At 72.5% G+C, this 12620-nt stretch carries 6 protein-coding genes; 2 read left to right on the forward strand and 4 right to left on the reverse strand.

Translation table 11 applies throughout. The features are described from left to right. Positions 1 to 200: 200 nt before the first annotated feature. Complete coding sequence (locus ACIQG9_RS01880; protein WP_400397377.1) at positions 201 to 2963, reverse strand: BTAD domain-containing putative transcriptional regulator; 2763 nt, start codon at positions 2961 to 2963, stop codon at positions 201 to 203. Between the two features lie 237 nt (positions 2964 to 3200). On the opposite strand from ACIQG9_RS01880, the gene ACIQG9_RS01885 reads away from it, so the two are divergent. Next, positions 3201 to 3896 (forward strand): vancomycin high temperature exclusion protein, encoded by a 696-nt coding sequence (locus tag ACIQG9_RS01885; RefSeq protein ID WP_400397380.1) that lies wholly within the window; start codon positions 3201 to 3203, stop codon positions 3894 to 3896. A 117-nt stretch (positions 3897 to 4013) separates the two neighbouring features. Here ACIQG9_RS01885 and ACIQG9_RS01890 read toward each other — a convergent pair whose 3' ends face one another. Continuing rightward, positions 4014 to 5219: an esterase-like activity of phytase family protein gene (locus ACIQG9_RS01890; protein WP_400397381.1), complete on the reverse strand. Its 1206-nt coding sequence runs from the start codon at positions 5217 to 5219 to the stop codon at positions 4014 to 4016. A gap of 312 nt (positions 5220 to 5531) precedes the next feature. Here ACIQG9_RS01890 and ACIQG9_RS01895 point away from each other — a divergent pair, with 312 nt between their 5' ends. Next, a complete protein-coding gene (locus tag ACIQG9_RS01895) occupies positions 5532 to 9824 on the forward strand; it encodes a GH92 family glycosyl hydrolase (RefSeq protein WP_400397384.1) in 4293 nt (1430 codons plus the stop codon). Between the two features lie 107 nt (positions 9825 to 9931). On the opposite strand, the gene ACIQG9_RS01900 is transcribed toward ACIQG9_RS01895, so the two are convergent. Both ACIQG9_RS01900 and ACIQG9_RS01905 read right to left on the reverse strand, forming a co-directional pair. Then, positions 9932 to 11515, reverse strand: coding sequence for a DHA2 family efflux MFS transporter permease subunit (locus tag ACIQG9_RS01900; RefSeq protein WP_400397386.1), 1584 nt, complete (start codon positions 11513 to 11515; stop codon positions 9932 to 9934). Positions 11516 to 11785: 270 nt separating this feature from the next. Then, complete coding sequence (locus tag ACIQG9_RS01905) at positions 11786 to 12589, reverse strand: hypothetical protein (RefSeq protein WP_400397389.1); 804 nt, start codon at positions 12587 to 12589, stop codon at positions 11786 to 11788. Between the last annotated feature and the right edge of the window lie 31 nt (positions 12590 to 12620).

Raw genomic sequence — 12620 nt, forward strand, 5'->3', positions numbered from 1 at the left:
GCCCCCGGCGGGGCGGGGGGGGCCGCCCCGCCCTCGCCCCCCCCCCCCCCCCCCCCCGCCCCCCCCCCGGGGGGGGGTGGGGGGGGGGGGGGGCCCCCCCCCCCCCCCCCACGGCAGCACCGGCGCACCGCGCCGGAAGCCGTGACGGCGGTGCACCCGATGACAAGGGGGCGGGTGCACCGCCGTCGCGAGGAGCCGACTCAGAGACCGTCCAGCAACGCGCGGACCCGCTCGGCGTCCGGGTGGTCGATCTCGGTGAGGATGTCGAGCGCCTCCCGCCAGGACCGCGCCGCACCGTCCGCGTCACCCGCGGCGTGCCGCGTCTCGCCCAGGTGCCGGAGGGTGACCCCCTCGTTCAGCCGGTCTCCGAGCTGCCGGTACAGCGCCAGCGCCCGCCCGTAGCAGGAGATTGCCTGGTGGAGGTCGACGTGACGGTAGGCGTACCCGAGGCTGTCCCAGGCGCCGGCCATGCCGACCGGGTCCCCGATCCGCTCCAGCAGGGCCAACGACCGGCGGCAGTACCCGATCGCCCGCTCGTGATCGCCGAGCAGGGCGTGGCACCACCCCACCGAGTTCAGGGTGTTCGCCTCGCCCCGCTGGTGGCCGGCCCGTTGGAACAGCTCCAGGGCGTGCTCGTCATGGCGCAGCGCCGCGCCGATGTCGCCCTGCTGTTCGCTCAGCCAGCCCAGACTCCGGTAGGTGAAACCCTGCCCGACGAGGTCACCGCGCTGGTCGAACAACTCCAGCGCCCGCCGGTAGTGCTCCTGGGCGTCGCCGAACCGGCGCAGCCGGACGTACCCGCCGCCCACGATCCGGTGCGCCTCCGCCTCGGCCAGCCGGTCACCCGCCCGCCGGGCGGCGTCGACCCCGGCCAACCCGGACCCCACCCAGTCCGACCAGTGCCCCCGCCGGGCGAAGAAGTTCGTGGTGGCCCAGGCCAGCCGCCACACGTGCCCGTCGAGACCGGCGCGCGCCGCCAGGTCCAGCCCGGCCAGCAGGGCCGCGTGCTCGGTGCCGAACCAGGTCAGCGCCGCCTGCCGGCCCGCGAACACCTCCGGCGTCACGCCGGCGGCGACCTCGGGCACCGCCAGCGGGTCGCGGTGCGGCCACAGCAGCCCGTCGGCGGCGAGCGCGGTGTGCAGGTAGTGGTCGAGCACCCGCCGGGTCGCCGCCGGCCGCTCGGCGTCGTCGCGGCCCAGCTCCTCGGCGTACGCGCGGAGCAGGTCGTGCAGCGCGTACCGGCCGGGGACCTGCTCGACCAGCAGGTGCGCCGCCGCCAGCTCGCGCAGCTCGGGGCGGACCCGGTCGGGCGACCGGCCGGCGAGGCTGGCCGCGGTGGCGACCGTGACGTCCTGGCCGGGGTGCGCCGGCAGCAGCCGGAACAGCCGGGCGGCGGCCGGCGTCAGACCGTGGTACGACCAGGAGAACACCGCCCGCACGTCCACGACGCTGTCGCCCCCGGCGAACGCGTCGAGCCCGCCGTCGGCGCGCAACTCCCCGGCGAGCGCGTCCAGCGTGAACTCGGGGTGGGTGGCCGCGCGGGCGGCCACGATGGCCAGGGCCAGCGGCAACCGACCGCACGACTCGACGATCCGCCGCACCGCCGCCGGTTCGCCGGCCACCCGCGCGGCCCCCACCCGCCGGGCGACCAGCTCGCGGGACTCGCGGTCGTCGAGCAGGTCCAGCCGCAGCGGCCGGGCGCCCTCGGCGACCACCAGCCCGGAAAGCTGGTTGCGGCTGACCACCACGGTGGCGCAGCCGGCCGCGCCGGGCAGCAGTGGGCGCACCTGCTCGGCGTCGCGGACGTTGTCCAGCACCACCAGCACCCGCCGGTCGGCCAGCAGGTCACGGTAGAGCCCGGCCTGCGCGTCGAGCGTCGCCGGCACCCGTTCGGGCGGCACCCCGAGCGCGTCGAGGAAGCCGCGTACCGCCTCACCCGCGGTCATCGGTGATCCGGTCGGGTCGAACCCGCGCATGCCGACGTACAACTGCCCGTCCGGGAAGTCACCGCGCACGATGTGGGCCAGCCGGATCGCGAAGAGCGTCTTGCCGACCCCGGCCGTTCCGCTGACCAGCAGCGTCGGCGAACCCTCGGCCGGAGATCGCAGCAGCTCCCGGGCGGCGTCCAGCGCCGCGGCCCGGCCCACGAACTGCGGCGGATCGGGTGGGAGCAGGCAGGGCCGGACCGGCTTGGCCTGGTCCGCGGGTCGGGGCCGCGACGGCAGCCGCCGGTGCAGGATGTCCCGCTGGAGTTCCTGAAGCTCCGGGGCGTCGAGCCCGCGCTCCCGCAGCAGGATCAGCCCGTCCCGGCACACCTCGGCCGCCTCGTCCACCCGCTGCTCGGCATAGAGCGCCAGGGCGAGCAGCCGGCGGATCCCCTCGTCGTACGGGTCGTCCAGGACCGCGCCGGAGAGCTGGGCGACCGCCTCGGCGTGCCGGCCGAGCACGGTCAGCGCCTCGGCGTGCTGCCGCCGCGCCGCACGACGGGCCGCGTCGAGCTGGGCGACCCTCGGCAGCACGAACGGGCGGTCGGCCACGTCGGCGAAGGCCGGCCCGCGCCACAACGCCAACGCGTTCCGCAGCAGGATCGCGCCGCGCTCGGTCAGGTCGGTCTCCCCGGCGGAGACCAGGCGGCCGCCCTCCGCGCACCAGCGCTCGAAACGGTGCGCGTCGACCGCGTCCGGCGGCACGTCGAGCCGGTACGTCGCGCCGACGGTCACCAGGGTCCGCTCGTCCCTGGCCGCGAGGGCGCGGCGGAGGTGTGACACGTGGCTGCGCAGGGTGGCCCGCGCGCCGGGCGGCGGCGACTCGCCCCAGATCAGGTCCATCACCCGGGCCGCCGGCACGGCCGAGCCGGCCTCGACGAGCAGGATCGCCAGCAACTCCACCAGCTTCGGGCCGAGCCGTACGGGTTGGTCGCCCACGGTCGCCCGCACGGGGCCGAGCACGTCGATGCGCAACACCCAGGCTCACGCTCCCATCCGCCGAACGGTGGCACCACCGTAGTGCAGACCGATCCGAGCCGGGCGCGGCCTGTCCGACCCCGCCGCCGTGCCGGGCCCGATGTCGGGCACCTCGGCGACGTACACCCAGCGCACCGGCCGGTCCGGGCCGACGCCGTCGCGCCGGCCCGGTCGGCCGGCTACGTTGCCCCGGCGGGCCATCGCGGGGGCGGGCGCGGGCGGGAATAATCCGGCGGCATGCGGAAACGATTCGTCAGGATCAGGCGGTGGCACCGGGAACACCGGCGGTTCGTCCGCCGGGCGCTGCTCGCGCTGGTCGTCGGCGCGGTGCTGCTGAGCGGTGGCGCAGTGGCCAGTGTGGCGTGGATCCGCGGTGGCGCGGACGGCCACCTCTACCGGGAGGCCGGGGTGCCGGACGCACCGGTCGCCCTGGTCCTCGGCACCAAGGTGAACGCGGACGGCTCGCCGTCACCGGTCCTCGCCGCCCGGCTGGAGATCGCGCGGCGGCTTTTCGACGGCGGCAGGGTGCGGGCGATCCTGGTGTCCGGCGACAACATGCGCGCCGACTACAACGAGCCCGACGCGATGCGGCGCTGGCTGGTCGACCGGGGCGTACCGGCGCGGAAGGTGGTGCGGGACCATGCCGGCTTCGACACGTACGACTCGTGCGCGCGGGCGAAGCGGATCTTCGGGGTGCGGCGCGCGATCGTGGTGACGCAGTCCTTCCACCTGCCCCGGGCGGTGGCGCTGTGCCGACGCCTGGGCATCGACGCCGACGGCGTGGGCGACGAGACCGCGAAACGGTGGTGGGCCAGCTCCAGCCGCGAGTACGGCGCCTGCGTGAAGGCCACACTGGACCTGCTCTCCGGCCGGGACCCGGTCCACCTCGGCCGACGCGAGACCGGCGTCGACGACGCCCTCCGGGACGGCTGACGACGGCCGCCACTGCCCGGCGGGCGAGGTCGGCGGCGGCCCACAGTACCGGGTGGGCCGCCGCCGTGGCTCCTGCGATTCCGGGCCGCCGCACCCGGGGGCACGGCACGGTCCGGGTCAGTGACGACGCAGGATCCGCTTGTCCACGTCGAGGCTGCGGTCCACCCTGAGCACGATGAACTCGTTGTCGTCCGGCTTCCCGGCGCTCCGGCCGGAGGAGAACGGGAAGTTGTTGTCGTTGACCACGACCAGGGTGCGGTTGTCGAGGATCACGACGTCCTCGATAGTCTGGAACGGGAAGGTGAAGGTGGTGCCGAAGCCGCCCACCCGCTTCGGGTTGGCGATGTTCATCAGGTCGGCGACCAGCGTCTTGTCGAGTCGGCCGTCCCGGTCCCGGTCGTGCCGGTCGGCCAGGTAGATCTTCTTGGTCTTGGCGGTGTCGCCCTGGCCGTTGTCGCGCTCGATGATCAGGAAGCGGTCCCGGTCGACGGCGATCGCGTCACCGATCGCGTTCTTCGGGTCGTCGAGCTGGTAGGTCCACCGCCGGCCGGTGTACGCGCTGCTGGCGATGTCGAACTCGTGCAGGCGCAGCGAGCCCGGCGCGTCACCGGTGACGGTGCCCTCCAGCAGCGGGTAGAGGGTACGGCCGTCCGGAGACAGCGCCATGCCCTCGAAACCCTTGCTGCCACCGAGGTTGGCCGGCTGCTCGCCCCGGTCCGGGTGCTCCGGGGCGAAGACCCCCGGCAGCGGCACCGGCGCCTGTAGCAGCCGACCGGCCCGGTCGAAGTGCAGCAGGTACGGGCCGAACTCGTCCCCGATCCAGTACGTGCCGTCGGCCGTCCGCATGATCGACTCGACGTCGAAGTCGGCTCCGGTCAGCACCCGGTCCGCCCGGGTCAGCGGGAACGGCACCCGGCCGAACGGGTCGGTCAGGTTGATCCCGCCGACCACGTCGACCGTGCCGCCGGCGAAGTCCGGGGCGACCCGCTGGATCCGGAGCAGGAAGTCGCCGCTGTTGGCCTTGCCGCCGTAGCCGTTGTCGGACAGCACGTCGTAGCTGCCGTCGCTGTTGCGCAGGATGCCGCTGAAGCCCTGGACGGGCTGGTCGGCGAAGGGCGGGGTGATCCCGTTGCTGGGGGTGCCGCCCAGCAACGTGCCGGACGGCTCACTGCCGGGCACGAAGGTCTGCGCCGGCAGCGCGGCGAACTGCACCAGTTCGGCGGCACCCCAGGTCTTCCGGTCCGCCGCCGACGCCCCACCGGGAATGGTTAAGATCAGGCCGGCCATCGCCGCGGCCAGCCCGATCCCCTTGGTCACGCTCATCCGTCCTCATTTCTTGATCACGACTGGATCGGAAGTTAGAGGGCGTCGTTGAAGCCGAGGCGGCCAACAGGAGTTGATCCGCCGAATTCCGCGCGCCACGGGATCCGGTCGACCTCCGCCGTGGCCGGGACCGGCCGCGGGCCAACCTCCAGAAATTGAGAAACTTGGATATAATCTTGGCACAGCCCGGCCCGGCGGGCGAACACTGCCTTCGCCGCGAACGCCTGACAACCCCTGCGTACACCGCACCAGAGACGAAAACCCCCGCCGGCGCACGGCTGCCGCATTCGGCCGTCCCCCGGAGGTCTGCTCATGACACCCAGAAGACACAGGTCCCTGTTGGCGGTCGTGGTGACGGTGAGCCTCGCCGCCCCCGCCGTACCGCTGCCCGCGCTGGCCGCCGAGCCGCCCGGCACCGACTTCGCCTCCTCACTGGAGGCCGGCGAGCCCCAGCCGACCTGGATCAACACCACCGAGACCGACGCCACCGGCACCGAGAAGACCTCGGGGGTGACCGGCAACCCGGTCAAGGGCATCCCCGGCAACCTGGCCGGCCGGATCACCGAGATCACCGCCAACGCGGAGAACCCGCCCGGCGAGACCGCGGACCGGGTCATCGACGGCAACATCAGTACGAAGTGGCTGGCCTTCGCACCGACCGGCTGGGTACGGGTCCGACTCGACGCGCCGGTCGCCGTCGTGCACTACGCGTTGACCTCCGCCAACGACGCACCGGAACGCGACCCGAGGGACTGGACCCTGCAGGGCTCCACCGACGGGCAGAGCTGGACCACCGTGGACACCCGGACCGGACAGCAGTTCACCGAACGCTTCCAGACCAGGGAGTACCGGCTCGACAACGCCACCGCCTACCCCTACTACCGGCTCCACGTCAGCGCGGTCGGCAGTGGCGACATCGTCCAGCTCGCCGAGCTGCAACTCTCCGACGGCGACACCACCCCACCGCCGCCCAGCGCCATGCGCACCATGAGCAGCAGCGGACCGGTCAACGGTCCGACCATGAAGCCGAACGTCGGCTGGACCGGGGTCCGCGCCCTCCAGTACTCCGGCGGGCAGACCGCCAGCGGGCGGGGGTACGCGTACAACAAGGTCTTCGACGTCGACCTCACGGTGACCGACCGGACCGAGCTGTCGTACGTCATCTTCCCGGAGCTGACCGGGCAGGACCTGGACTACCCGAGCGGCTACGCGGCGGTCGACCTGGCCTTCGACGACGGCAGCTACCTCAGCGAGCTGGGCGCGGTGGACCAGCACGGGTTCGGGCTGAGCCCGCAGGCGCAGGGCGAGTCCAAGTCGCTCTACGCCGACCAGTGGAACCTCAAGCGGTCCCGGATCGGCGCGGTCGCCGCCGGCAAGCGGGTCGACCGCATCCTGCTGGCCTACGACAGCACCACCGGGACCGGTCTGTTCAACGGCTGGGTGGACGACATCCGGATCACCGGCAACCCGGCCGAGGTGGCCCGGCCACGCCCCTCCGACCACGTGCTGACCACCCGCGGCACCAACTCCAGCGGCAGCTTCTCCCGGGGCAACAACATCCCGGCGACCGCGGTGCCACACGGCTTCAACTTCTGGACCCCGATGACCAACGCCGGCTCCACCGGCTGGCTGTACGAGTACCAGAGCCGCAACACCGCCACCAACCGCCCGGCCCTGCAGGCGTTCACCGTCAGCCACGAGCCGAGCCCGTGGATGGGTGACCGGCAGACGTTCCAGGTGATGCCGTCGCCGGCAACCGGGGTACCCGCGGCCGGCCGGACCGCCCGGGCGCTGCCGTTCGGCCACGAGAACGAGGTGGCCAGGGCGCACTACTACGGGGTCACCTTCGACAACGGTCTCAGGACGGAGTTCGCGCCGACCGACCACGCCGCGCTGTTCCGGTTCACCTTCACCGGCGACCGGGGAAACCTGATCTTCGACAACGTCAACAACAACGGCGGCCTCACGCTCGGCGCCGACGGCGTCATCAGTGGCTACTCGGACGTCCGCAGCGGGCTGTCCAACGGCGCCGGCCGGATGTTCGTCCACGGCGTGGTCGACGCCCCGGTCGTCGGCAGCGGCCGGCTCACCGGCGGCGGTGGGGCCGACGTCACCGGCTACCTGGCCTTCGACACCAGCGCCACCAGGACGGTCACGCTGCGGATCGCCACCTCGCTCATCTCCGTCGAACAGGCCCGGCGCAACCTGGACAACGAGATCGGCCGCGACGACACCCTGGAGACGGTCCGCGAGCGCGCGCAGCGGCTCTGGGACGACAAGCTGCGGGTGATCGAGGTGGAGGGGGCCACCGAGGATCAGCTCACCACGCTGTACTCCAACCTCTACCGGCTGTCGCTCTATCCCAACTCGGCGCACGAGAACGTGGGCACGCCGGAGGCGCCGAGCTGGAAGCACGCGGTGCAGTCCACCACGTCGACCACGATCCCGGCCGGTACCACCGCCACCCGGACCGGCGCCCCCGTCGTCGACGGCAAGGTGTACGTCAACAACGGCTTCTGGGACACGTACCGCACCACCTGGTCCGCGTACACCCTGCTCGATCCGGACACCGCCGGCGAACTGGTCGACGGGTTCGTGCAGCAGTACAAGGACGGCGGCTGGGTGTCCCGCTGGTCCTCGCCCGGGTACGCGAACCTGATGACCGGCACCAGCTCGGACGTGTCGTTCGCCGACGCGTACGTCAAGGGCGTGCGCGACTTCGACGTCAAGGCCGCGTACGAGGCGGCGGTGAAGAACGCCACGGTCAGCCCGCCGGGCAGCAACCCCAACAACACCAGCGTCGGCCGCAAGGGACTACAGACGTCGATCTTCCAGGGGTACACCGCGTCGGACGTGCCCGAGGGGGTCTCCTGGGCGCTGGAGGGCTACGTCAACGACTTCGGCATCGCCAACATGGGCGCGGCGCTCGCCGAGGACCCGGCCACCCCGCAGGCCGAGCGGGCCCGCTACCGCGAGGAGTCGGCGTACTTCCGCAACCGGGCGCAGAACTACGTGCACATGTTCGACCGGCAGGTGAACTTCTTCCAGGGCCGGGACGCCGCCGGGAAGTGGAAGTCCACGCCGGCGGCGTACGACCCGCGGGTCTGGGGCCACGAGCACGACTACACCGAGACCAACGGCTGGAACTTCGCGTTCCACGTCCCGCAGGACGGCCAGGGCCTGGCCAACCTGTACGGCGGCCGGCAGGAGCTGGCCGACAAGCTGGACGAGTTCTTCCGCACCCCGGAGACGGCGAAGTTCCCGGGCTCCTACGGCGGCACCATCCACGAGATGATCGAGGCGCGGGACGTCCGGATGGGCATGTGGGGCTTCAGCAACCAGGTGGCCCACCACATCCCGTGGATGTACACCTACGCCGGGCAGCCGGCGAAGACGCAGGCCAAGGTCCGTGAGGCGCTGTCGCGGATGTACCTCGGCAGCGAGATCGGCCAGGGCTACGCCGGCGACGAGGACAACGGCGAGACCTCCGCCTGGTACCTGTTCAGCGCGCTCGGCTTCTACCCGCTCCAGGTGGGCAGCGCGGACTACGTGATCGGTTCACCGCTGTTCCGCAAGGCGACCGTGCACCTGCCCAACGGCCGGCAGATCGTCGTCAACGCGCCGCAGAACAGCGCCCGCAACGTCTACGTACAGGGGTTGAAGCTCGACGGCCAGCCGTACCGGAAGTCCTCGCTCGCGCACCGGGAGCTGGCCGACGGCGCGGTGCTGGACTTCGAGATGGGCGAGCACCCGTCGTCCTGGGCCACCGCGGCGGAGGATCTGCCGACCTCGCTCAGCACGCCGGGTCCGCCGGCCCGGCCGCTGGCCGACATCGTCGTCACCGGCGGCGCCGCCGCGCTGACCGACGACAACTCGGGCACCACGGCCACCGTGGGCGACGCGGTGCAGTGGCAGGTCTCCGGCAACCCGGACGAGGTCAACCACTACACGCTCACCTCCGGCAGGGTGGCCGGGGACCTGCACGGCTGGCAGCTCAAGGGGTCGTACGACGGTCGCCAGTGGACGATCATCGACGACCGGGCCGGCGAGACGTTCCCCTGGCGGTCGCAGACCCGGTCGTTCCAGGTCGACCAGCCCGGCCGGTACGCCCACTACCGGCTGGAGGTGACCGACGCCGACCCCGCCGCCACGCTCGCCGAGGTGGAGCTGCTGGCGAAGCCGTCGCCGGCCTGCACCTCGACGATCACCGGACGGCGGAACGCCGCGCTGACCGTCACCTCCGGCGTGACCTGCCTGACCGACGCGACGGTCAACGGGACGGTGACCGTACGGCCCGGTGCCGCGCTGTACGTGCGGGGCGGCGTGCTCTCCGGCGGGGTCTCGGCCAGCGGTGCCGACACGGTGGTCCTGCACGGGGTGACCGTGCGGGGTGCGGTCAGCGTGGCCGGCGGCACCGGCGGGGTCGCCATCGAGGCGAGTCGGATATCCGGCGCGGTCAGCCTCACCGGCAACACCGATCCGGTGCTCGCCGCCAGCACCGTCACCGGCGCGCTCTCCTGCGCCGACAACCACCCGGCGCCCCGCGACAACGGGCTGCCCAGCACGGTCACCGGCGGTTCCTCGGGGCAGTGCGCCCGGCGCTGACCGGCAGCACCGGGGCGCCCGGCGAATCGCCGGGCGCCCCGTACGCTGCCCGCCGGCCCGCGCCGACAGCCGGGCCGGCGCGAGCTGCCGGCTGGCTGGCCGGCGCGTCAGTGGATGACGACGGGGGTCTTCGGCTGCTCCGCCTGCTGGTCGTCGAGCAGGTGCGACGGCTCGCGCCGGCGGGGCAGGAACGCCACCGGGATGAACGTGGCCAGCACCAGCGCGAACCCGACCCAGAAGGTGGTACCGAACGAACCGGCGGCGAAGTCGAGGCCCCGCGCGATGAGCGACGGTTCGACCGGGATCTGCTGGGCCAGCTCCGGCTGCTGCTGGACGGCGATGGCGAGGCCGGCTTCGGTCACCGGGTTGCCGTTCGGGTCGGTCACCCCGGGGATCTGCGGGGAGCCGTTCAGCTCGTTGGTGAGGATCACCGACATCACCGCGGCGCCGACGGACCCGCCGATCTGCTGGAGGATGTTGACCAGGGTGGAACCGCGGGCCACCTCGTGGGCGTGCAGGGTCTTCAGCGCCGAGGTCATGATCGGCATCATGGTGCCGCCCATGCCCAGGCCCATGACGAACAGCGACCCGCAGAGCAACCAGTACGACGTGTGCGGATCGACCTGGGTGAAGGTGAAGAAGCCGGCGGCGATGAGCGCCAGCGCGAACGGCACCGTACGACCGACGGGCATCCGGTCGGCCAGCATGCCCGCCACCGGCATCGTCATCATCGCGCCGATGCCCTGCGGCGCCATCAGCAGGCCGGCGGTCAGCGTCGACTCGCCGCGCACCTGCAGGAAGTAGCTCGGGAACAGCAGACCGGCGCCCATGAACGCGATGATGAACACGAACATGGTCACCGCCGCGACGGTCAGCCGGCGGTTGGTGAACAGCCGTAGGTCGAGCAGGGGGTGCCGGGGCTTGAAGGAGTAGAGGACGAACGCGACGACGAGCGCGGCGCCGACCAGCATGGGCGCCCACACCTTGTTGGCGGCGAAGGTGCCGGCCTCGGGCAGCGAGGAGACGCCGAAGAGGAACAGGGCGAGGCCCGGCGAGAGCATCAGCATGCCGAGGAAGTCGAACGACTCGGACGGCTCGGGGTTGTCCTTCGGCAGCGCCAGCGCGGCGTAGCCGAGCGCGACCACGCCGATCGGCAGGTTGATCAGGAAGATCCAGTGCCAGCTCGCCGTGTCGATCAACCAGCCGCCGAGGATCGGACCCGCGATCGGCCCGAGCAGCATCGGGATGCCGAGGACGGCCATCAGCCGGCCGATCCGGTGCGGCCCGGCCGCCCGGGTCATGATCGTCATGCCCAGCGGCATGAGCATGCCGCCGCCGAGGCCCTGGAGCACGCGGTAGCCGATCAACTGCCCGATCGTGTCGGCGGTGGCGCACAGCCCGGACCCGATCGTGAACAGCGCCAGCGCGACCATGTAGAGCCGCTTGGTGCCGAACCGGTCGGCGGTCCAGCCGCTGAGCGGGATCACCGTGGCCAGCGCGAGCGTGTAGGCGGTCATCGTCCAGGCGACCTGCGCGTAGGACGCGTCGAACTCGCGCTGGAAGGTCGGCAGGGCGACGCTGACGACCGTCACGTCCAGGATCGACATGATCGCGCCGAGGACGACGACCCCGGCCACCTTGAGAACCGCGGCGTCGAGCTTGTCCGAGACCGCGATGGGTTGCTGTGTCACAAAGTCTCCTGAATCCCCGTTTCGACCAGCGGACGCTGGCCGGGCGTCTGCCCTGCGGGCATGTCGTGTCAGATGCGGAGCGGTGTCCGCCGGCAGAGTAACGACCGACACCGACAATCGGCTGCCCGATTTCCGGCGGTCGAGGCCAACGTCACTCCGCACCGGTCCCGCCGGACGGTCGGGACGTTGCCCACCCATTCCAGAAAGCCGACAACGCGGCACACCCTCGGCATCTGCGGACCGCCCGGCCCGAAACGTGACGAGAGGTGGTCAGCCACCCATTCCACGCCGCACGAGATCGTCGGGGACACCGGGCGGTAGTACCCCCGACGGCGGCCGGCGGGCGGTCAGCCAGGGGTAGCCCTCCTCCTTGACCAGCGTCTCGGCCTCGATGAAGTCCTTGTACGTGTCGAACGGCTGCCAGTGCCCGTCGTGCACGAAGGCGCGCACCTCGCCGTGCCGGGCCAGCCGCGGAAACACGTCGTCCTCCAGCGCGACCTCCGGGTCGAGCAGGCCGAACAGCCGGGGCCCGCACATGAAGTACCCGGCCGAGATCAGCGCCTCGCCCAGCGGCTTCTCGCGGAACTCGGTGACCGTCATCCCCGGGTCGACCACGAGTTCGCCGTACCGGGACCGGACCCGGGTGGCGGCGACGGTGACGACGCCCGGCGCGACGGTCCCGGCGGCGATGAGCCCGTCGAGGTCGATGTCGGAGAGCACGTCGCCGTAGCCGAGCAGGAACGGCCGATCGCCGACGTGCGGGCGGGCGTCGAGCAGACGCCGCGACTTCTCCGCCTCGACGCCGCTGTCCACCAGCGTGATCGTCGTGCCGGCCGCGACGCGCCGGTGCCAGGCGGGCCCGCCGTCGCGCCGGTCGGCGACGTCCGGCTCGACCGGCGGGAAGGCGTCGAGGACGCGGGCCCGGATCGGGTCGGCGCCATAACCGACGCAGAGCACGAACTCGCGCAGGTCGTACCGGCGGTAGCAGTCCATGACATGCAGCAGCAACGGGCGGCCGTCGGGCAGCGGCCGGAGCACCTTCGGCAGGTCGTCGCCGTCGGAGCGCTGCCGCAAGCCGAGGCCACCGCACAGCAGGACCACCGGC

The sequence above is a fragment of the Micromonospora sp. NPDC092111 genome (genome assembly GCF_044755745.1).
Lineage (GTDB): Bacteria > Actinomycetota > Actinomycetes > Mycobacteriales > Micromonosporaceae > Micromonospora.